The organism is Kaistia sp. UC242_56 (genome assembly GCF_044452255.1).
Classification (GTDB): domain Bacteria; phylum Pseudomonadota; class Alphaproteobacteria; order Rhizobiales; family Kaistiaceae; genus Kaistia; species Kaistia defluvii_A.
In genome coordinates this window covers 178,768-198,970 of the sequence record NZ_JBIOAN010000002.1, presented here as the reverse complement: position 1 = coordinate 198,970, position 20,203 = coordinate 178,768, and the positions used below count along the sequence as shown (strand labels likewise).

16 protein-coding genes and 1 tRNA gene are annotated in these 20,203 nt (G+C 67.5%); 12 read left to right on the top strand and 5 right to left on the bottom strand.

What is annotated here, in order from left to right:
• Positions 1-80 precede the first annotated feature (80 nt).
• Entirely contained in the window at positions 81-989 is a 909-nt protein-coding gene (locus ACHMWQ_RS03665; RefSeq protein WP_396306423.1) for an AraC family transcriptional regulator, read from the top strand.
• 87 nt (positions 990-1,076) lie between these two features.
• On the opposite strand, the gene ACHMWQ_RS03660 is transcribed toward ACHMWQ_RS03665, so the two are convergent.
• Together ACHMWQ_RS03660 and ACHMWQ_RS03655 are read right to left on the bottom strand one after the other, a co-directional pair.
• A tRNA-Ala gene (locus ACHMWQ_RS03660) sits at positions 1,077-1,152 on the bottom strand.
• A 117-nt stretch (positions 1,153-1,269) separates the two neighbouring features.
• Positions 1,270-1,659 carry a TIGR02300 family protein gene (locus ACHMWQ_RS03655; RefSeq protein WP_354553104.1) on the bottom strand — a complete coding sequence of 130 codons (390 nt, stop codon included), beginning with the start codon at positions 1,657-1,659 and terminating at the stop codon, positions 1,270-1,272.
• A gap of 220 nt (positions 1,660-1,879) precedes the next feature.
• On the opposite strand from ACHMWQ_RS03655, the gene aroA reads away from it, so the two are divergent.
• The 11 genes from aroA (at position 1,880) to ACHMWQ_RS03600 (ending at position 13,321) form a co-directional block, all read left to right on the top strand.
• The gene (gene aroA, locus ACHMWQ_RS03650) at positions 1,880-3,238 is read left to right on the top strand and encodes a 3-phosphoshikimate 1-carboxyvinyltransferase (RefSeq protein ID WP_396306422.1); all 1,359 of its coding nucleotides are present in this window, start codon (positions 1,880-1,882) and stop codon (positions 3,236-3,238) included.
• Positions 3,235-3,858, top strand: a complete 624-nt coding sequence (gene cmk, locus ACHMWQ_RS03645) for a (d)CMP kinase (RefSeq protein WP_396306421.1) — start codon at positions 3,235-3,237, stop codon at positions 3,856-3,858. Before aroA ends, cmk begins: the two co-directional genes overlap by 4 nt.
• A gap of 285 nt (positions 3,859-4,143) precedes the next feature.
• Positions 4,144-5,844, top strand: a complete 1,701-nt coding sequence (rpsA, locus tag ACHMWQ_RS03640; RefSeq protein ID WP_354553098.1) for a 30S ribosomal protein S1 — start codon at positions 4,144-4,146, stop codon at positions 5,842-5,844.
• Positions 5,845-6,021: 177 nt separating this feature from the next.
• On the top strand, positions 6,022-7,026 hold the full coding sequence (sppA, locus tag ACHMWQ_RS03635) for a signal peptide peptidase SppA (RefSeq protein ID WP_396306420.1): 1,005 nt from the start codon (positions 6,022-6,024) through the stop codon (positions 7,024-7,026).
• Complete coding sequence (gene ihfB, locus ACHMWQ_RS03630; protein WP_018182303.1) at positions 7,023-7,307, top strand: integration host factor subunit beta; 285 nt, start codon at positions 7,023-7,025, stop codon at positions 7,305-7,307. The genes sppA and ihfB overlap by 4 nt, the downstream gene beginning before the upstream one ends.
• Positions 7,308-7,429: 122 nt before the next feature.
• Positions 7,430-7,774 carry a LapA family protein gene (locus tag ACHMWQ_RS03625; RefSeq protein ID WP_354553094.1) on the top strand — a complete coding sequence of 115 codons (345 nt, stop codon included), beginning with the start codon at positions 7,430-7,432 and terminating at the stop codon, positions 7,772-7,774.
• Between the two features lie 290 nt (positions 7,775-8,064).
• Positions 8,065-8,757: a phosphoribosylanthranilate isomerase gene (locus ACHMWQ_RS03620; RefSeq protein ID WP_396306419.1), complete on the top strand. Its 693-nt coding sequence runs from the start codon at positions 8,065-8,067 to the stop codon at positions 8,755-8,757.
• Positions 8,754-9,977: a tryptophan synthase subunit beta gene (gene trpB / locus ACHMWQ_RS03615; protein ID WP_354553091.1), complete on the top strand. Its 1,224-nt coding sequence runs from the start codon at positions 8,754-8,756 to the stop codon at positions 9,975-9,977. The genes ACHMWQ_RS03620 and trpB overlap by 4 nt, the downstream gene beginning before the upstream one ends.
• 130 nt (positions 9,978-10,107) lie before the next feature.
• Positions 10,108-10,950: a tryptophan synthase subunit alpha gene (gene trpA, locus ACHMWQ_RS03610; protein ID WP_354553089.1), complete on the top strand. Its 843-nt coding sequence runs from the start codon at positions 10,108-10,110 to the stop codon at positions 10,948-10,950.
• A 14-nt stretch (positions 10,951-10,964) separates the two neighbouring features.
• Positions 10,965-11,891: an acetyl-CoA carboxylase, carboxyltransferase subunit beta gene (gene accD, locus ACHMWQ_RS03605; protein ID WP_354553087.1), complete on the top strand. Its 927-nt coding sequence runs from the start codon at positions 10,965-10,967 to the stop codon at positions 11,889-11,891.
• A gap of 110 nt (positions 11,892-12,001) precedes the next feature.
• Entirely contained in the window at positions 12,002-13,321 is a 1,320-nt protein-coding gene (locus ACHMWQ_RS03600; protein ID WP_396309378.1) for a bifunctional folylpolyglutamate synthase/dihydrofolate synthase, read from the top strand.
• Between the two features lie 93 nt (positions 13,322-13,414).
• Here ACHMWQ_RS03600 and trxA read toward each other — a convergent pair whose 3' ends face one another.
• The 3 genes from trxA to addB form a co-directional block, all read right to left on the bottom strand.
• Positions 13,415-13,735, bottom strand: coding sequence for a thioredoxin (gene trxA, locus ACHMWQ_RS03595; protein ID WP_354553085.1), 321 nt, complete (start codon positions 13,733-13,735; stop codon positions 13,415-13,417).
• A gap of 76 nt (positions 13,736-13,811) precedes the next feature.
• Positions 13,812-17,318, bottom strand: coding sequence for a double-strand break repair helicase AddA (gene addA / locus ACHMWQ_RS03590; protein WP_396306418.1), 3,507 nt, complete (start codon positions 17,316-17,318; stop codon positions 13,812-13,814).
• Positions 17,315-19,381, bottom strand: coding sequence for a double-strand break repair protein AddB (gene addB, locus ACHMWQ_RS03585; RefSeq protein ID WP_396309377.1), 2,067 nt, complete (start codon positions 19,379-19,381; stop codon positions 17,315-17,317). The genes addA and addB overlap by 4 nt, the downstream gene beginning before the upstream one ends.
• Positions 19,382-20,203 lie beyond the last annotated feature (822 nt).

The following is a 20,203-nucleotide window of genomic DNA, read 5'->3' as shown; positions in this document are numbered from 1 at the left end:
CATCGATGGGTCGAATGTGGACAGAGAGAACCGGACTTTCTATCATCAGAAATCCAGTCTGAATTCGCATGAGTCCAAAAATGGCTGACCCCCTCGCCGAGATCGTCACCTTGCTCCAGCCGGGCGCGCCCTTTTCCAAGATCGCGCGGGCGTCCGGCGCCTGGCGGGTGCAGCGGACGGAGGTGGGGCAGGTCTATTACGGGCTGATGATCTCAGGCAGCGCCCGGCTGGAGGTCGGTGGCAAGCCGGCGATCATCCTGCGGCAGGGCGATTTCGTGCTGGTGCCGGCGATCCAGGATTTCACCATGTCGAGCCTCGACCCGGCGCCCCCGGCGGGGCTCTACAGCCAGCCCGTGATGCAGGCGGATGGAACCGCCCGCATCGGCTCGCCGGACGCGCCGGTCGAGGTCGAGCAGCTGATCGGCTATTGCCGGTTCGGATCGCCAGACGCCACCCTGCTGGTAGCCCTGCTGCCCGATATCGTCGTCGTTCGGGGAGAAAGCCGGTTGGGCATCCTGGCGACGCTGGTGGCGGAGGAGGCCCGTGCCAGCCGCCCGGCGCGCGATGTCGTGCTGGCCCGGCTGCTCGAAGTGCTGCTGATCGAAGCGTTCCGATCCACCGGTGAGAGGACGGCCAGCCCCGGCGTGTTGCGGGGCATGGGCGACGACCGGCTGGTCGTGGCCCTGCGCTGCATGCATGCGGATCCGGCCCGCGCCTGGACCGTCGCGGAACTGGCGAGGGAAGCAGGCCTCTCCCGCTCGACCTTCTTCACGCGATTCCAGCGGGAAGTCGGCAGGCCGCCGATGGACTATCTGACGGACTGGCGGATCACGCTTGCCAAGGACCTGCTGCGCCGGGGCCGCAGCCTTGCCGAAGTGGCGCAGCGCATCGGCTATGGCTCGACCAGCGCCTTCAGCGTCGCCTTTTCGCGCCAGGTCGGCAAGCCGCCGGCGCGCTATGCCGAGGAACTGAGCCTGTCGGCGGGCTAAGCGCTTGCGGGGGAAAAAAGGCCCAGAACGCGAAAAGCCGCCCCGAGGGGCGGCTTTCGTTCGCTTCAGTTGCCTGAAGGGTGGAATTGGTGGAGCCAATCGGAATCGAACCGACGACCTCTTGAATGCCATTCAAGCGCTCTCCCAACTGAGCTATGGCCCCACTCGTTCCAGAAGTCGGAGGGGTTGGGACCCCCCCGGAACGGCGCAACTCTTAAGCCGCGCTCTTTTTCAAATCAAGCGCCAATTCCAAAAATCGAACCGGTGCCTGTGGATAGCCTCAGGACTCCTCGTCCTCGACGCCACCGATGATGTCGGCCACGTCGTCGCCTTCCTCTTCCTCGTCCTCGATGAAGACGTCATCGGCTTCGTCGTCGACGATCTCGACGTCGTCGTCATCGCTCTCGACCACAACGGCGCCGCCGGAAGCCTCTTCATCGGCTTCCTCGAGGCTGACGAACTCGGCGCCCTTGGCGACGTCGTCCTCGACCTCTTCGTCCTCATCGTCCGTCACATTGGCCGGACGCGCCTTGGCCGGTCCGCTCTCGAAGAAGGAGCGGGGATACGAAACGCCCGTGAAGGGCGAAACGATTGGGTCTTTGTTCAGGTCGTAGAACTTCTTGCCCGTCTCCGGGTCGACCCGCTTGGTGCCGAGTTCCGCTTTCGCCACGTCGTGCCTCATCGGTTAAAAGAGCGGCTGTCCCATAATGACTCGTATCGGCGCTGTCAAAAGCAATTCTGACACGGCCGTCAACTCGCGCGCCGCCGGGTCCTCAACTCGGGTGACGGCAGCGGACAGGCGTGCTATCCGACGACCGTCCCTTCTGGTCTCTGAGCCCGCATGCGCGACCGCGAATTCGCCCGTGCCGAATGCCCGAGGTGCCGACCCGATGCCATCCATGTCCCCATCGCCCGCCCCCCTGGTCGCGGCTTCTGCCCGCCCGCTTCAGGGGCGCGTCCGCGTGCCGGGCGACAAGTCGATTTCGCATCGTGCGCTGATGTTGGGCGCGCTGGCAATCGGCGAAACGACGATCGACGGACTGCTGGAAGGCGACGATGTGCTGGCCACAGCGGCGGCCATGCGCGCCTTCGGCGCCATCGTGACGCGGACCGAGCCCGGCCGCTGGCGGGTGCGCGGCGTCGGCGTCGGCGGCTTCCTGGAACCGGAAGACTGCATCGACTTCGGCAATTCGGGCACCGGCGCCCGGCTCGCCATGGGCCTGGTCGCCAGCCAGGCGATCAGCGTCACCTTCACCGGCGACGCATCGCTGCGCGCCCGGCCGATGGGCCGCATCCTCGATCCGCTTCGCCGCATGGGCGTGCAGGTGCTGGCCCGCTCGAAGGATCGCCTGCCTTTGACCCTCAAGGGCCCCGACATCACGCTGCCGATCGAATATCGCGTGCCGGTGCCGTCGGCGCGGGTCAAATCGGCCGTGCTGTTCGCCGGCCTCAACACGCCCGGCATCACCACGATCATCGAACCGACGCCGACGCGCGACCACACCGAGCGGCTGCTCGAACGGTTTGGCGCGGCGCTCGAGGTCGATCGCAACGAGGATGGCGAGCGGGTGGTCCGGCTGGAGGGGCGCCGCGATCTCAAGGCGCAACCCCTGGTCATTCCCGGCGATCCGAGCTCGGCCGCTTTCCTGATCGTCGCGGCGCTACTGATCGACGGTTCGGACCTGACGATCGAATCCATGCTGCTGAACCCGATGCGCATCGGTCTGATCGAGACGCTGGTCGAGATGGGCGGCGCCATCGAGATCGACAATCGCCGCACCGTCGGCGGCGAGGCGGTGGGCGACGTGCGCGTGCGGGCAAGCCGCCTGCGCGGCGTCGTCGTGCCGGCGGAGCGCGCGCCCTCGATGATCGACGAATATCCGGCGCTTGCCATCGCCGCCGCCTTCGCCGAGGGGGTGACGGTGATGAACGGCATCAGCGAGCTCCGGCTGAAGGAATCCGACCGGATCGCGGCGCTAGCCGCCGGCCTCGGCGCCAATGGCGTCACCGTCGAGGAGGGGCCGGAATCGCTCGCCGTCACCGGCGGCGCGGCGCGGATCGGCGGCGGCACGGTCGCCACCCGGCTCGACCACCGCATCGCGATCAGCTTCCTGGTGCTGGGCCTCGCCGGGCACGCCCCCGTGACGATCGACGATTCCCGGGCGATCGACACCCACTTCCCTGAATTCCAGGCCCTGATGAACGGGCTTGGCGCGCATTTCGAAAGGGCGGAGCCCGCCGCAGCATGATCATCGCAATTGACGGACCCGCCGCCGCGGGCAAGGGCACGATCGCCCTGAAGCTGGCCAAGCACTATGGCCTCAACCATCTCGATACCGGCCTGCTCTATCGCGCCATCGGCCGGCTGATGACCGAACAGGGTCTTGACGTCGACAATGCCGCCGAGGCCGGCGCCGTCGCCCGCAAGCTGAAGGCAAAAGACCTGAACCACCCGGACCTGCGCGGCCGCGAGGCGGGCGAGCTGGCTTCGCGCATCGCCGTGCATCCCGAAGTCCGCGCTGCGCTGGTCGATTTCCAGCGCAATTTCGCGCGCACGCCGCCCGGCGCTGTGCTCGACGGGCGCGACATCGGCACCGCGATCTGTCCCGAGGCCGACGTCAAGATCTTCGTCACCGCCTCGCCGGAAGTGCGCGCCCGCCGCCGCACCGACGAGCTCAACGCCAAGGGCCGCGACGTGCCCTATGAGCGGATCCTGGCCGAGATCCTGGAGCGCGACGAGCGGGATTCGCATCGCTCCGCGGCGCCGCTGCGCCAGGCAGACGACGCGGTGCGGCTGGATACGACGGCGCTGGACGCCGAGGCCGCCTTTGCCGCCGCAATCGAGATCGTCGACGCCGGACACGAGTGATTGAACGTTTTACGGCGCCGGAAGGGCTGAAATCGGCCAGTTTTGCCTTGCCGCATGGGCATCAAGCCTATATAGAGCCCCAGATCCGCGAAGTCTCGACGTCGGTCCCCATCCCCGGATGGAGGCCTGGCGGCTGGAATTCATGGAAAAACACCCGAATCCAGGTCCGGAAGCGTCGGTCCGCCACATGCGGTTGCCCCGATTTCCGTCGAGGGCAGGATCGAGATCTCGGGTTTCAGCAACACCAACCGCCGACGCATGCCAGAAATGGCACCAGGAGATTTCATGGCTGTTACCAACCCGTCCCGCGAAGATTTCGCCGCCCTTCTTGAAGAGTCCTTCGCCAACGAAGACCTCTTTGAAGGCAGCGTCGTCAAGGGAACGATCGTCGCCATCGAGAAGGACCTCGCCGTCATCGACGTCGGGCTCAAGACCGAAGGCCGCGTGGCGCTCAAGGAATTCAATGGCCCGGGCCGCGAAAACGCGCTCAAGGTCGGCGATGTGGTCGAGGTCTATCTCGAGCGCGTTGAAAATGCTCTCGGCGAAGCCGTTCTCTCGCGCGACAAGGCTCGCCGCGAAGAGAGCTGGATCCGTCTCGAGGAGCAGTTCAACAAGAACGAGAAGGTCACGGGCGTCATCTTCAACCAGGTCAAGGGCGGCTTCACCGTCGACCTGGACGGCGCCGTTGCCTTCCTGCCGCGTTCGCAGGTCGACATCCGCCCGGTGCGCGACGTCGGCCCGCTGATGCACACGCCGCAGCCCTTCCAGATCCTCAAGATGGACAAGCGTCGCGGCAACATCGTCGTCTCGCGTCGTACCGTGCTTGAAGAGACCCGCGCCGAGCAGCGTTCGGAGCTCGTCCAGAGCCTCGAAGAAGGTCAGATCATCGAAGGCGTCGTCAAGAACATCACCGATTACGGTGCGTTCGTCGACCTCGGCGGCATCGATGGCCTGCTGCACGTCACCGACATCGCGTGGCGCCGCATCAACCATCCGACCGAGGTGCTCTCGATCGGCCAGACCGTCCGCGTGCAGATCATCCGCGTCAATCACGAGACGCACCGCATCTCGCTCGGCATGAAGCAGCTCGAGGCCGATCCGTGGTCTGGCATCGAAGCCAAGTACCCGGTCCAGGCCAAGTTCTCGGGCCGCGTCACGAACATCACCGACTACGGTGCGTTCGTCGAGCTGGAGCCGGGCATCGAAGGCCTGATCCACGTCTCCGAGATGTCCTGGACGAAGAAGAACGTTCATCCGGGCAAGATCGTCTCCACCTCGCAAGAGGTTGAGGTCATGATCCTCGAAGTCGATCCGGTGAAGCGTCGTATCTCGCTCGGTCTCAAGCAGACCCTGTCGAACCCGTGGGAGAGCTTCTCCGAGAAGTTCCCGATCGGCACGATCGTCGAAGGCGAAGTCAAGAACAAGACCGAGTTCGGTCTGTTCATCGGCCTCGACGGCGACGTCGACGGCATGGTTCACCTGTCGGATCTCGACTGGAACCGTCCCGGCGAGCAGGTCATCGACGAGTACAACCGTGGCGATATCGTCAAGGCGCAGGTTCTCGACGTCGACATCGACAAGGAGCGTATCTCGCTCGGCATCAAGCAGGTTGGCGGCGATCCGTTCGTCGAAGCTTCCGGCGAGCTGCGCAAGGGTGCGGTTGTCACCTGCGAGATCACGGCTGTGACCGAAGGCGGCCTGGAAGTTCGGATTGCGGATTCCGACCTGACCTCCTTCATCCGTCGCGCCGATCTGTCGCGTGATCGTTCGGAGCAGCGTCCGGAGCGTTTCGCCGTTGGCGAGAAGGTCGACGCCCGCATCACCAACTTCGACAAGAAGGCCCGCAAGGTCGCCGTCTCGATCAAGGCGCTTGAAATCGCCGAAGAGAAGGAAGCGGTTGCGCAGTTCGGCTCGTCGGATTCGGGTGCATCGCTCGGCGACATCCTCGGCGCCGCCCTCAAGGCACGCCAGGGCACCGACGAGTAATCGTCACCGCCCCATGGATCTAGGAAACGCCCCGGCTCGTCCGGGGCGTTTTCGTTTTGGGAGGCTATTTTTTCGAAATCGCCAGTGCCGACAATCGCTTGGCACGGTCTTGTTTGATTTCGCAGTGCAAAACATATAACCCGTACAGGGTCTTCGAGATCGACCGGGAGCGTATGGATGAGCATCGACGCGGATCAGATCCTGGATCGCCGACGCCTGAGGCGAAAGCTGACGACCTGGCGTGTCGTCGCCTTCGTGGCGGCGGCGCTCGCCATTGTCGGCGGCGGCCTGCTCGCGGCCGGTCCCGATGCGCTGGGCGGACGCTCGCGGCCGCATATCGCGCGGCTGACGATTTCCGGCTTCATTTCCGAAAACCGCGCCGAACTCGACCTGATCGACAAGATCGGCAAGAGCGACGCCGTCCAGGGCGTCATCGTCTCGATCAATTCCGGCGGCGGCGCCACCGCAGGCGGCGAAGCGCTCTATGACGCGATCCGCAGGCTCTCGGACAAGAAGCCGACCGTTGCCGCCATCCGCACCGTCGGCGCCTCCGCCGCCTACATGACCGCGATCGCCGCCGACCATGTCGTCGCCTACCGCACCTCGATCACTGGCTCGATCGGCGTCCTGTTCCAGTCGCCGGAAGTGAGCGAGGCGATGGCCAAGCTCGGCATCAAGCTGACCGAGGTGAAGTCGTCGCCGCTCAAGGCCGCGCCCTCGCCCTTCGCGCCGCCGACACCCGAGGCGCTGGCCGTGATCGACTCGATGATCCGCGATACCTACAACTGGTTCGTCGACATCGTCGCCGAGCGCCGCAATCTCGACCGCCCCAAGGCCCTGCAGCTGGCCGATGGCCGTGTCTTCTCCGGCCACCAGGCGCTCGAAGCCGGCCTGATCGACGAAATCGGCGGCGAGGAAACGGCGATTGCCTGGCTGACGACCAAGAAGGGCGTCGATGCGCGTCTGCGCGTGGTCGACTGGGAGCCGGAAAGCAGCAGCAGCCCGTTCTCCTTTTCCAGCGCCGCCTTCGTCTGGCTGGCGCGCCAGGCCGGCTTCTCGCCCGACCTTCTCTATGCTTCCGGCGTGGCGGGCCTGCTGCCTTCCAGACTCCAGCTTGACGGTCTCCTATCCGTTTGGCACGCTCCGTCCGGTCTGAACGACGCTGAGGGGGCGCCGCGGTGATCAAGTCCGAACTGGTGCAGAAGATCGCCGAGCAAAATCCGCATCTCTATCAACGGGATGTGGAGCACATCGTGAACTCGATTCTCGACGAGATCATCGATGCGCTGGCCCGAGGCGATCGGGTCGAGCTCCGCGGCTTCGGAGCTTTCTCCGTGAAGAACCGCCCGGCGCGACAGGGCCGCAACCCGCGCACCGGCTCGAAGGTCGAGGTCACGGAAAAATACGTGCCGTTCTTCAAGACCGGCAAGGAGATGCGTGAGCGTCTCAACGACGAGGACTAGACCACGACCGGTTCGAAAGGCCGCGCGCCGCGCCTTGAACCAAACGTGATCTGGAATGTTATTGGCGCAGGCCCTGGCCGGATGGTCAGCGGCGTTCCGGCGTCCGGCTCGAGGCAATGTTGATGAAGAAGTTCCTTGCGGTCGTGATCCTGGTGCCGATCGCAATCATCGCGGTGGCGCTCTCGGTCGCCAACCGCCATGCCGTGGCGCTGTCGCTGGACCCGTTCAATTCGACCGATCCCGCCGTCGTCATCAGCATGCCGCTGTTCGTCCTGGTCTTCGGCGCGATCGCGCTCGGCGTCCTGATCGGCGGCGTGGGCGCCTGGCTCGGCCAGGGCCGATGGCGCCGCCAGGCCCGCAAGCTCCGGCACGAGCTGCAGGACACGCGCCGCGAGAACACGCAGTATCGCGCCGCCGCCAGCGCCAGCCCGGCAACCACCCTGCCCGCGCCCCGTCGCGTCGCCTGAACGGCGGAAACCCGCCCCTTCCGTCTTTTCACGTGAAACGCGCTTCCCTGTATCCAGGCATGGGCCTGCCGCGTTGATGCAAGCCACGCCTTTCCCGGTGCGGCGCGGACGGCTTTCAGACAGACCCGCGTCAGGCTTCGTGCGATCTGCTCCGGCAAAGGCCCGGGCGACCGCGGACTTTCCATCGCGGACTTTTCTTGGACTTGCCGCCTCTTTCGTGCCAAACCGTTGCGCCAAACCATGACCGTGACATCGCCGCTGCTCGTGAACCCATGGCTGATCGTGAATCCATGACCGTGACCGTCAAAATCTGCGGTCTTTCGACCGAGGAGACGCTCGACGCCGCGCTGGACGCCGGCGCCGACATGGTCGGCTTTGTGTTTTTTCCGAAGAGCCCGCGCGCTGTTTCGAACGAGCGCGCCCGGCAGCTCGCCGACCAGGCGCGCGGCAAGGCCGAGATCGTCGCGCTCACCGTCGACATGGACGATGCGGCGCTGGCCGCGATCGTCGAAACGGTGCGGCCCGACTGGCTGCAGCTGCATGGCGGCGAGAGCGTGGAGCGTGTCGCCGAGATCAGCCGCCGCTTCGGCCTGCCCGTCTTGAAGGCGCTCGGCATTCGCGAGGCAGCCGATCTCGCCGGGATCGGCGCCTATGCCGCGGTGGCGGACCGTCTGTTGCTCGACGCCAAGCCGCCCAAGGGCGCGACGCTGCCGGGCGGCAATGGCGTGTCCTTTGACTGGCACCTGCTGGATGCGCTTGACCCCGGCCTTGCCTATATGCTTTCCGGAGGCCTCGACGCCGGCAATGTCGCGCAGGCGCTGGCGGTGACCCAGGCCCCCGGCATCGATGCTTCCTCGGGCGTGGAAAGTGCGCCCGGTATCAAGGATCCCGACCGGATCCGCGCCTTCATCGCCGCCATTCGCGGCTTTCGACCCAACCCTGACCACAGCCGGGCTCTTGCCGGCGAGAGGATTTCGTCGTGACCGTTGCTGTCGAGCCCAATTCCTTCAAGACCGGCCCGGACGAGCGGGGCTATTTCGGCATCTATGGCGGCCGCTTCGTCGCCGAGACGCTGATGCCGCTGATCCTCGAGCTGCAGCAGGCCTATGACGACGCCAAGGCCGATCCCGCCTTCAAGGCCGAACTGCAGGCGCTCTCGACCTATTATGCGGGCCGCCCGTCCAAGCTCTATTTCGCCGAAGGCCTGACCAACCATCTCGGCGGCGCGCGCATCTTCTTCAAGCGCGAGGACCTGAACCACACCGGCAGCCACAAGATCAACAACTGCCTCGGCCAGATCCTGCTCGCCAAGCGCATGGGCAAGACGCGGATCATCGCCGAGACCGGCGCCGGCCAGCACGGCGTGGCCTCGGCCACCGTCTCGGCCCGCTTCGGCCTGCCCTGCGTCGTCTATATGGGCGCCACCGACGTCGAGCGTCAGGCGCCGAACGTGTTCCGCATGAAGCTGCTGGGCGCCACCGTCAATCCGGTCACCGCCGGCAACGGCACGCTCAAGGACGCGATGAACGAGGCTCTGCGCGACTGGGTCTCGAATGTCGAGGATACCTATTATCTCATCGGCACAGCGGCCGGCCCCCATCCCTATCCGGAGATGGTGCGCGACTTCCAGTCGGTGATCGGCATCGAGGCGCGCGCGCAGATGCTGGAGCAGGAAGGCCGCCTGCCCGACATGATCATCGCGGCGGTCGGCGGCGGCTCGAACGCCATCGGCCTGTTCCATCCGTTCCTCGATGACAAGGATGTCGAGATCGTCGGCGTCGAAGCCGGTGGCCACGGCATCGCCGTCGAGAACGGCCATGCCGCCTCGATGACCGGCGGCCGCCCCGGCGTGCTGCATGGCAACCGCACCTATCTGCTGCAGGATGCCGACGGCCAGATCCTTGAGGGCCACTCGGTCTCGGCCGGCCTCGATTATCCCGGCGTCGGCCCCGAGCACAGCTGGCTGCGCGACACCGGCCGCGTCCAGTACGTGCCGATCGTCGACCAAGAGGCGATCGACGCGTTCCAGGTCTGCACCCGCGTCGAGGGCATCATCCCGGCGCTGGAATCGGCGCATGCGATCGCCCAGGCGATCAAGGTCGCGCCGACCATGGCCAAGGACAAGATCATCGTCATCAACCTGTCCGGCCGCGGCGACAAGGACGTCCACACCGTGGGCAAGCTGCTCGGCATGGACATCTGACCGATGCCGGCGGCGCGGCTCCCGACCTGTTCTTCCCCTCCTCCCGAGGGAAGGGTAAAGAGGGCGCCGTTCCGCGTTTCGCTTCTCCGTCGACTTGACGTCACAAAGCATCGAGCCTAGGCCCATTGTCATGACTGAAACCCGTATCGATCGCCGCTTCGCGGCCCTCAAGGCCGAGGGCCGGCCGGCGCTCGTCACCTTCATGACCGCCGGCGACCCGGATCCCGCCACGACGCTGGCCCTGCTGAAGGCGCTGCCCGGCGCCGGCGCCGACGTGATCGAGCTCGGCATGCCGTTCTCCGATCCCATGGCCGACGGCCCGGCGATCCAGGCCGCGGGCCTGCGCGCGCTGAAGGGCGGGCAGACGCTGGTCAAGACGCTCGATCTCGTGCGCGAATTCCGCCAGTTCGACGACGCCACGCCGATCGTGTTGATGGGCTATTACAACCCGATCTACAGCCACGGCTCGGAAGCCTTCGTCACCGAGGCCAAGGCTGCCGGCGTCGACGGGCTGATCATCGTCGACCTGCCGCCGGAAGCCGATGACGAGCTCTGCATCCCGGCGCTCGAAGCGGGCCTGAACTTCATCCGCCTCGCCACGCCCACCACCGACGACAAGCGGCTTCCCGCCGTGCTCGCCAACACCTCGGGCTTCGTCTACTACGTCTCGATCAACGGCATCACCGGTTCGGCAGCCCCCGACGCCTCGCGCGTCGCCGAATCCGTTGCACGGATCAAGCGTCACACCCATCTACCGGTTGCCGTCGGTTTCGGCGTCAGGACAGCCGAGCAGGCGGCAGCGATCGGCGCGAATGCCGATGGCGTCGTGGTCGGCTCGGCCATCGTATCGGCCGTCGCCGCCTCGCTCGACAGCGAGGGCCGCGCCACGGCCGCCACCGTACCCGCCGTCCTGGCCCTCGTATCCGAGCTTTCGGGCGGCGTTCGCGCTTCCCGCAAATCGGTCGCCGCCTGAACAAGGATTACGCGATGAACTGGATCAACGACGTCGTTCGTCCGAAGATCAAGAGCCTCCTGAACAAGCGCGAGGTTCCGGAAAACCTCTGGATCAAGTGCCCCGAGACCGGCGAGATGGTGTTCCATCGCGACCTCGAGGCCAACCATTACGTGATCCCGAATTCGGGCTATCACATGCGCATGAGCGCGCCGAAGCGGCTCGCCTATTTCTTCGACGATGGCCAGTATGAATCCATCGCCGTGCCGGAAGTGGCGATCGACCCGCTGAAGTTCCGCGACGAGCGCCGCTATACCGACCGCCTCAAGGACGCCCGGACCAAGACCGGCCTGCAGGACGCGATCCTGGTCGGTGCCGGCACCGTCGAGGGCGTGCCGATGGTCACCGCCGTGCAGGACTTCGACTTCATGGGCGGTTCGCTCGGCATGGCCGCCGGCGAAGCGGTCATCGCCGGCATGGAAGCGGCGCTGAACCGCAAGCAGCCCTTCGTGATGTTCGCCGCCTCTGGCGGCGCGCGCATGCAGGAAGGCATCCTCTCGCTGATGCAGCTGCCGCGGACCACCGCCGGCGTCATCGCGCTGCGCGAGGCGAAGCTGCCCTATATCGTCGTGCTGACCAACCCGACCACGGGCGGCGTCACCGCTTCCTACGCCATGCTGGGCGACATCCAGATCGCCGAGCCGGGTGCGCTGATCGGCTTTGCAGGCCCGCGCGTCATCGAGCAGACGATCCGCGAAAAGCTGCCGCCCGGCTTCCAGCGCTCGGAATTCCTGCATGAGCACGGCATGGTCGACCTCGTCGTCCACCGCCATGAACTGCGCCAGACGATCGCGCGGCTTTGCGGAATCCTGACGCCGCAGCCGACCCGGCAGATCGACAAGCCCGAAGCCAAGGCGAAGGCGAAGTCCGCGCCGGCACAGGATGTCGCGCTGGCGTCCTGATCGACGCCGCGCACACGCCCATCACACCATCACGGTCGGCGGCCCCCGGGGCCGCCGCCGGCATTGCGTGGATCCTCTCCACGCCACGGGATCGCGTCATGGACCATATCATGGACCGCAGCACCGTCATCCTGGAGCGCCTGTTCCAGCTCCACCCCAAGGAAATCGACCTCTCGCTCGACCGGCTGAAGCCGCTGATGGCGAAGCTCGGCGCGCCCGAGACGAAGCTCGGCCCGGTGCTGCATATTGCCGGCACCAACGGCAAGGGTTCGACCACCGCCTTCCTGCGCGCCATGCTGGAGGCGGCCGGCCTCTCCGTGCATGTCTACACCTCGCCGCATCTCGTCCGCTTCCACGAGCGCATCCGCCTCGGCAAGCCGGGCGGCGGCCGCTTCGTCGACGAGGCGGAGCTGGTCGACACGCTGCTCGACATCGAGAAGGTCAATGACGGCGCGCCGATCACGCATTTCGAGATCACCACCGCCGCCGCCTTCAAGCTGTTCGCCGACCATCCGGCCGATGTGACGCTGCTCGAAGTGGGCCTGGGCGGGCGCTATGACGCCACCAACATCATCGACCATCCCGACGTCGCCGTGATCACGCCGATCTCGGTCGACCACGAGAAGTTCTTCGGCAGCGCGCTGGACGGCATCGCGCATGAGAAATCCGGCGTCATCAAGCGCGGCCGTCCCGTCGTGGTGGCGCCGCAGCCGGGCATCGTTCTCGACGTGATCGAGCGCGACGCGGCGCGGCTGCGCGCGCCGACCTTCATCGGCAACCGGGACTGGGTGGCGCATGCCGAGCGCGGCCGTCTTGTCTACCAGGACGAGGACGGTCTGCTCGACCTGCCGCCGCCGCGCCTGCCGGGCCGGCACCAGTTCGTCAATGCGGGGGCGGCCATCGCGGCGCTACGCAAATCGAGCCTCGACGTACCGACGGCGGCGATCGAGGCCGGGTTGCAGAACGTCGAATGGCCGGCCCGGATGCAGCGGCTGACCAGCGGCAAGCTGGTCGACCAGGCGCCGGCCGAATCCGAGATCTGGCTCGATGGCGGCCACAATCCCGGCGCCGGCGTGGTCATCTCCGAGGCGATCGCCGATCTCGAGGAGCGCGTGTCGCGGCCGCTCTACCTGATCGCCGGCATGCTGGTGACCAAGGACCCTGTCGGCTTCTTCCGACCCTTCGCCGGGCTGGCGCAGCATGTCTACACGGTGCCGATCGAAGGCTCGGCCGCCGGTCGCGACCCGCTGGAACTCGCCGCCGCCGCCGAGGCCGCCGGCATCACCGCCGAGGCGACGTCGGGCGTCGAGGCGGCGCTCGCCGCGATCAAGAAGCTGCTGCCGCCCGGCATCGCGCCCCGGATTCTGATCTGCGGCTCGCTCTATCTCGGCGGTACGGTGCTGGCGGCTAACGGGACGCTACCAAAGTGACCAAAAGCGGTCGCCGTTAACCCGGCTGTTAACCCCAACGAAAACGGGGCCCATCGGGCCCCGTTTCCATATTCCAAGTCTGTCGGGAAGCGATCAGATCGCGCCCTTGATCCAGTCGGCCAGGCGGCTCTTCGGCGCGGCGCCAACCTGGATCGAAGCCGGCTCGCCATCCTTGAACAGGATCAGCGTCGGGATCGAGCGCACGCCATAGCGCACGGCAATTTCCGGATTCTCGTCGATGTTGAGCTTGGCGATGGTCACCTTGCCTTCCATTTCGGTCTGGATCTCTTCCAGAGCCGGGGCGATCATGCGGCAGGGACCGCACCATTCCGCCCAGAAATCGACGACGACCGGGCCGGATGCCCCCAGAACGTCGGCGTCGAAGGAACTATCCGTTACTTTGGCAGTCGCCATGGCAAGCCTCAAATGGGATGGAGGAGAGTGGTTCTAAGGTAGGAACCCGTCTCTTGCCGGTCAAGGCAAAGGGATTTCACGCCGCGGTAATGGCAGCCATGCGACTATCGAGCAACTCCGACGGGATCGCCATCAACAGCGGGATCTCGGTCCAGAGCAGCGCCGTCTCGATCGGCCGGTCGGGATAGAGCGTCGATAGCAGCGCCCGGTAGAGCGCCAGCTGGGCCAGATGCGCTTCCGGCACCTCCGAAAGCTCCCGCGGCGCCGGGCGGTTGGTCTTGTAGTCGACCAGGATCACCCGGTCCGGCAGCACGACGAGCCGGTCGATCCGGCCGGAGACGGACGCCGTGCCGCTGCGCGTCTCGATCGAGCCGGCGATCGGCACCTCGGCGCGGCTCTGCGGCCCGAACAGGGCGGAGAAGCTGGCGTCGTCGAGGATCGGCAGGATGCGATCGAGCAGGCCTTGGCGGGCCGTTTCCGGCCATTCACGGCCAACGACTTCCAGATAGCGCGTGGCAATGGCGGCGCGCTGCTCGGGCGGCTGGTCCGGCAGCGCCTGCAGCAGGCGGTGGATGATCCGGCCTCGATCCAGCGCCGTCAACGCCGCCGGATCGAGCCTTGCATCCAGCGCGGTCACCGGCGGAAAGGCCGGCTCGGCTTCCGCGAAACCGACCGCGGCCGAGGGCGTCAGCCGCTTCGGCTGGGTGGGCGGCGGCGGCGGATTTTCAGCCAGCCAATCGGGCAGCGGCGCGATGGCGCGCTCGCCGGACCCTGCTGTTTCGGCGACCGGCGGCACCGCTTGGCGGCTCCAGTCCTGCCGCCATTCGATCGTGTCAAAGCTTTCGCTCGGCAGCTCGACCGGAACGGTCTTGCCATCAACGCCGAGCGCCTTGCCGACCAGTTCGTGCCAGAGCAGATCGGCGCCGGTATTCGCCTTGACCGTGCCGCAGACGATCAGATGGTCGCGCGCCCGCGTCAGCCCCACATAGAGCAGCCGGCGGTATTCTTCGCGCGCCTTGTCGCGCAGCGTGCCGATCGCCTGCTCGACAATCCTAGGCTTCCGGGCGCCGGGCGCGACCCAGATCAGCGGCGCGCCATCGGCATCGTCGGGATCCTCGGCCAGCGCAACGATCTTCGGGTCATGGCTCGCATGCACCGGCTTGGAACCGGTATCGACGAGGAAGACGATGTCGGCCTCGAGCCCCTTGGCGCCATGCACGGTCATGACGCGGATCTCGTCACGGGCGAGGTCGGCGTCGCGCTTGATCTCCGTCGCCGCCTCGCGCATCCAGCCGACAAAGCCCTGCAGCGAGGGCACGGAGGCCTGCTCATGCGCCAAAGCCTGCGCGAGGAACTCGTCCAGCACGTCGTCGGCCTCCGGTCCCAGCCGCGCCAGCAGCCGCTTGCGGCCGCCATCGGGTCCAAGGATGCGGGCGAAGAAGGCGTAGGGGCTCATGAACTCGGCCCGGCTGCGCCAAGTCTTCAGCCGCGCCGAGGCGGCCATCGCGGCCGGATCGGTCGAGCGGTCGAGCGCATACCAGAGCGAGCCGCCGCGCGGATGCGCCAGCTCGAACAGCTGCTCCTCGGTGAGGCCGATCAGCGGGCTCTTCAGCAGCGCGGCGAGCGCGAGGTCGTCGCGCGGCTGCAGCAGGATCTCGGCCAGCGCCAGCAGGTCGAGCACGGCGATATGGCTTGCCAGAGCCAACCGGTCGGCGCCGGCGACCGAGAGGCCCGCCGCCTTCAGCGCGCGGTTGATCGCGTCGGTCTGCGGCCCGCGCTTCCGTGTCAACACCAGGATGCCGCCCTCGCGGATCGGTTTGCCCGTCGCGGCGATCGTCGCCTTGTCCCGCTTCCAGCCGGCGACGGTCTCGGCGATGCGCTCGGCCAGCCGCACTTCCGGGCTCTTCTCGTCGAGCCGGTCGAGCGGCGTATGCCAGTCGTCCGGCTGCGGCGGCTTGTCGGCCTCGATCGGCGGCCAATAGGTGACGCGGCCTGGATCGAGCCGGCGCGCCGCGGCATGGACCGGGGCCGCCTTCGCCTGGGTCAGGCCGGTATGGGCGTCCTCGGGCCGGAAGATCTCATCCACTGCGGCCAGCACGTCCGGGGTCGAGCGGAAGGAGAGCTGCAGTTCGAGCTCGTGGAACAGGGCGCCCGCCTCGCGCGCGCCCCGGCCGATCGCCTCGCGCTGCCGCGCAAACCAGGCCGGAACCGCGCCCTGGAACGAATAGATCGACTGCTTCTCGTCGCCGACGGCGAAGAAGGTGCGGATGATCTCGCGCGCGCTCTGCCCCGAGAAGAACTCGCCGGCCAGCCGCTCGATCACCTGCCACTGGCGCGGGCTGGTGTCCTGCGCCTCGTCGACGAGGATATGGTCGAGGCCGCGGTCGAGCTTGTAATGCACCCAGGCGGCGGCGTCCGAGCGCGCCAGCAGATTGGCGGTCTTCACCACCAGATCCTGGAAATCAAGCGCGCCGCGCAGCTGCTTGGCCCGCTCATAGTGGCCTATCACCGCGTCGCCGAGGATCAGCAGCGCGCTCGTCACGCCATAGGCCTCGGCCGCGGCAATGCGATCGAGCAGGAACTCGATGCGCTCGCGCTCCGCCTGCAGGATTTCTTCGAGGCCAGGCCAAGCGGTCCGGACGCCCTTGGCCGTCAGGCTGCCGACAACGCGAAGATCGCCATCCTGCTTCATCCAGAAGCCGAGCCAGGCTGCCGCCCGGCCTTCCATCGTCTCGGCCGTCAGGATCGGCGCCAGGCGCGCCGCGCTCTTCTGGTCATTGGCGCCGCTGGCCGAAAGCCGGTCGACCAGTTGCTTGAGCTCGGCATCGTCGAACGGGATTTCCGAGCCGATGCGCTCGCGCAGGCTTTCCGCCGTCTCGCCCGAGCCAAGGCTGAGCGCCCGGCGCAGATCGCGCAGGCCATTGGCGAGATCGCCCGACCGGACGATGAACTCGCGCACCGCGTCGCGCGAGGCGACAATCGCCGCCAGCGCCGCATCGATACCCTGGTCGCTCGCCGCCTCCAGCACGCGCGCAAAGGCGCGGCCCTGCGCCGTGTCGGCCTCCAGCGAAGCGCGGGCGATCACCTGGCGCTGCGCCTCGGCGATAAGGATCGACGCGCCGCGATCGTCCAAAACTTCAAAACTGCCGGCGACATTGGCCTCGAACGGGAACTGGTGCAGCAGCCTTTCGCAGAAGGCGTGGATGGTCTGGATCTTCAGCCCGCCCGGCGTCTCCAGCGCGCGGGCGAACAGCCGGCGGGCGCTGATCCGATGCGCCGGCAAAGCGGGCACGCCCTGATAATCCGCCAGGATCGCCGCTAGCTCGGCGTCGGGCATCGTCGTCCAGCCGGCGAGTATCTCGAACACGCGGCTCGACATTTCCGCCGCCGCCGCCTTGGTGAAGGTCAGGCACAGGATGGAGGATGGGTCAGCGCCATTGAGCAGCAGGCGGATGACGCGGCGCGCCAATACATAGGTCTTGCCGGAGCCGGCATTGGCGGAAACCCAGGCCGAGGCCTCGGGATCGGTCGCCCGCGACTGGGTGTCCCTCGTCTTGTCGTCGACCGAGATCACGCCGCTCATTCGCCGCCCTCCTCGGCGTCGCCCAGCGCCCATTCCCGGATTCGGGCGAGATGATCATAGGGGCTTTCGAAGCGGGTCTCGAACATCGGCCGAGCGCGGGAGACATAGGCGCGCTTCGGATCGTCGAAGGCTTCGATCAACGAATAGAGCCGCGCCCTGGCCTCGTCGCCGAGTTCATCGGCCGTCTTATCCTTGGTGACCGCCGAGGAGAAGGGATCGCCCTTGCCGACCTTGCCGAGGCCGATCCAGCCGAGCGTGGATACGGAGACGCCGGCCTCGACCCGGTCGAAGCCGCCGCCGCGCGCCATGGCCACTTCCAGCGCCAGCTGCGGCGCGAGGCCGGTCGAAAGCTGCTTGGCGCTTGGCGGCGAGCCGGTCTTGAAATCGAGGATCTCGAGCGAGCCGTCGAACCGGATATCGACACGATCGGCGCGGCCGGTGAGCTTGAATTCGCCGGCCGGCGCGGGGAACGCCCAGGCGCCGCCGATCTCGGCATGGCGGTGGGCGACCGAGGCCCGGCTCGCCTCCCAGCCGATGAACCATTCGGCGATCACCAGGAAACGCGGCCACCACAAAGCGTAGACGGCCGGGAACGCCTCGATCCGGGCGAAGACGCGGCGGCCGATGATCGTCAGCGCCGTCAGCGCGGTGGCGTCGAACGGACCCTGCCATTCCTGAATGAAATCGCCGAGGGCCTCATGGATCAGCGTGCCGCGCAGCGCCACGTCCGGCACCACGCCGATCGGATCGAGCGGATCGAGCTTCAGGATGCGGCGCGCATAGATCGCGTAGGGATCGCGGATCAGCGTCTCGATCTCGGTCACCGAAAGTCGGCGGGGCCGGGCCTCCAGCGGCGGCAGCGGCGCGGGGCGGCGGATCGGCACCGGGCGGGCGGTGCGGTCGAGCGCGCGGGCCCAGTCGAGATAGCGCAGTCCGCGGCCGGCCAGCGCCTTGGCCTCGCCCTTGCCGAGGCGGGCCAGCAGGCGCTGCAGCCAACGCGCGGCAACGGTGGGCGTGCCGCCGCGCCGCTCGGCACGGGTGACGACGACTTTGCCGGCTGACAAAGCGCTGGTGAAATCATGCGCCGACTGGCCGAGCTTGCGCTCCGGCGCCTCCAGTCCCAGTTCGGCGCGCATCGAGCGCGACAGCCAGGGGTCAGTTCGGGTCTCGGACGGCCAGACGCCCTCGTCGAGCCCGCCCAGCACCATCAGATCGACCTGCTGCAGCCGGGCCTCGAGCGTGCCCCAGATGAACAGGCGCGGATCGGAGCCCGGCCGGGCCGGAACGCCTACGCCGGCCATGGTCGCGTCGAGGAAGCCCGGATATTCGTAGCCGGCCATGTCGAGCGCCTGGGCGTCGTCGCTCATCAGGCCGGCGAGAAGAGTCGCCAGGGCCTGGCCGGATTCCTCGGCCCACAGCACGTCGGCGCTGCCATCCTCTCGCGCGGCGACCAGATTGAGCGCGGCGACGACGGCCGATGTCATCGCCTTGGCGTCAGAGGCATTCACGCCGTCCATGAGTCGGCTAAGCGGCTCGATCGCCTCGGCCATCCGGCCGGCGAGATCGCGCGCCGCCTGCCACTCGGTCGCGCCGAGCCGCTTGACGGCCGCCGGCGCATAACGCGCGGTCGGCAGGTCCGCCTCGGCCCTGTCCAGCGCCTCGACCAGCCCTTCGAGGCCGTCGGAAAGCAATTGGCCGCGAAAAAGCACGAGGTCGAGAATGTCGATCGCGGCGCGACACGCCGCGCGACCGAGCCCGAACGAGGCGAGCGGATGCTTGGCGAGCGCCAGCAGATCGACGGGCGCGCCGTTCGACTTCGCGGCCGCGACCAGCAGGCGTGCCAGCGTGCCGGGCGACGAGGTCATCAGCGGACGGCCGGCGGAATCATCGACCGACAAGCCGAAGCGGCCGAGCTCGATGGCGACGCGGCCGGCGAGGCGACGGTCCGGGGTCACCAGCGCCGCCGTCCGGCCCGGCTCGCGGATCGCCTCGCGCATGGCGAGCGCGATCGCCACCGCCTCTTCCTGCTCGGTGCGGGCGACGACCAGCGCGACATCGCCGATGGCCGAAGCCGCGACCGGCGGCGCGGTAGCCCAGTCCTCGGTGGTTTTCGGCCGGGCGCATCGCTTCGGAGATCAGGCGGACGCGCTCGGCCATATCCGGCGTCATCGCGCCGAGCGGGACGATCTCGTCGCGCTCCACGCCGATGGTCTCGATCAGCTGCTTCAGGCCGTATTGCGGATGGCCGGGCGCCGAGCGGGCCGGCGCCGAGAGACCGCCGATCGCCACCCAGCCATTCGCGTCGAGCTCCGTATCGATGCCGGGCATGACCACGGCGCCATTCGGCAGATGGGCGATGACCGAGAGAAGCTCCGCGACGGCGGGGATCGAGCCGGTCGAGCCGGCGGCGATGACGAGGCCGCGCGGCGGCGAGGCTTCGAGGCGGGCGGCGGCGGCGCGCAACAGATGATCGCGGCGGACGGAGGGATCGGCAAGGCTGCGCTCCCTCAGGAAGGCCGGCCATTGCTCGCCGACGATGCGCAGGAAATCGAGCGAGATCTGCCAGTAGCGGGCGAGGTCGTCGGGAACCAGCGTCTCCAGCTTTACCCAGGCGATGCCCGTCGTCTCGATGTCGTCGATCAGCCGCGCGAGATCGCCGGCGAGATGGAACGCATCGGCGGCCGAGGCCGGCACCAGCACACGGTCGTCCTCGGAGAGCGACAGCAATTCGCGCCGCACCGCCCGGCCCCAGGCGAGCGTCAGGCGCGTCAGCACCAGCAGGCGGTCGAGGCGCGAAATGGCCTCGGGGAGCACAAGACGGCCATCCGGATCGTCGGCGGCGGCCTCGAGGATCTGGTCTTCCTCGTCGACATCGCCGATGGGCC

Excerpts from the sequence above, each read along its gene's own strand:
- accD (WP_354553087.1), top strand. The coding sequence starts at position 10,965 with ATGAACTGGATCAACGACGTCGTTCGTCCGAAGATCAAGAGCCTCCTG.
- trpA (WP_354553089.1), top strand. The coding sequence starts at position 10,108 with ATGACTGAAACCCGTATCGATCGCCGCTTCGCGGCCCTCAAGGCCGAG.
- ACHMWQ_RS03625 (WP_354553094.1), top strand. The coding sequence starts at position 7,430 with ATGAAGAAGTTCCTTGCGGTCGTGATCCTGGTGCCGATCGCAATCATC.
- cmk (WP_396306421.1), top strand. The coding sequence starts at position 3,235 with ATGATCATCGCAATTGACGGACCCGCCGCCGCGGGCAAGGGCACGATC.
- trxA (WP_354553085.1), bottom strand. The coding sequence starts at position 13,735 with ATGGCGACTGCCAAAGTAACGGATAGTTCCTTCGACGCCGACGTTCTG.
- sppA (WP_396306420.1), top strand. The coding sequence starts at position 6,022 with ATGAGCATCGACGCGGATCAGATCCTGGATCGCCGACGCCTGAGGCGA.
- addA (WP_396306418.1), bottom strand. The coding sequence starts at position 17,318 with ATGAGCGGCGTGATCTCGGTCGACGACAAGACGAGGGACACCCAGTCG.
- ACHMWQ_RS03665 (WP_396306423.1), top strand. The coding sequence starts at position 81 with ATGGCTGACCCCCTCGCCGAGATCGTCACCTTGCTCCAGCCGGGCGCG.
- aroA (WP_396306422.1), top strand. The coding sequence starts at position 1,880 with ATGCCATCCATGTCCCCATCGCCCGCCCCCCTGGTCGCGGCTTCTGCC.
- ACHMWQ_RS03600 (WP_396309378.1), top strand. The coding sequence starts at position 12,002 with ATGGACCGCAGCACCGTCATCCTGGAGCGCCTGTTCCAGCTCCACCCC.
- ACHMWQ_RS03620 (WP_396306419.1), top strand. The coding sequence starts at position 8,065 with ATGACCGTGACCGTCAAAATCTGCGGTCTTTCGACCGAGGAGACGCTC.
- rpsA (WP_354553098.1), top strand. The coding sequence starts at position 4,144 with ATGGCTGTTACCAACCCGTCCCGCGAAGATTTCGCCGCCCTTCTTGAA.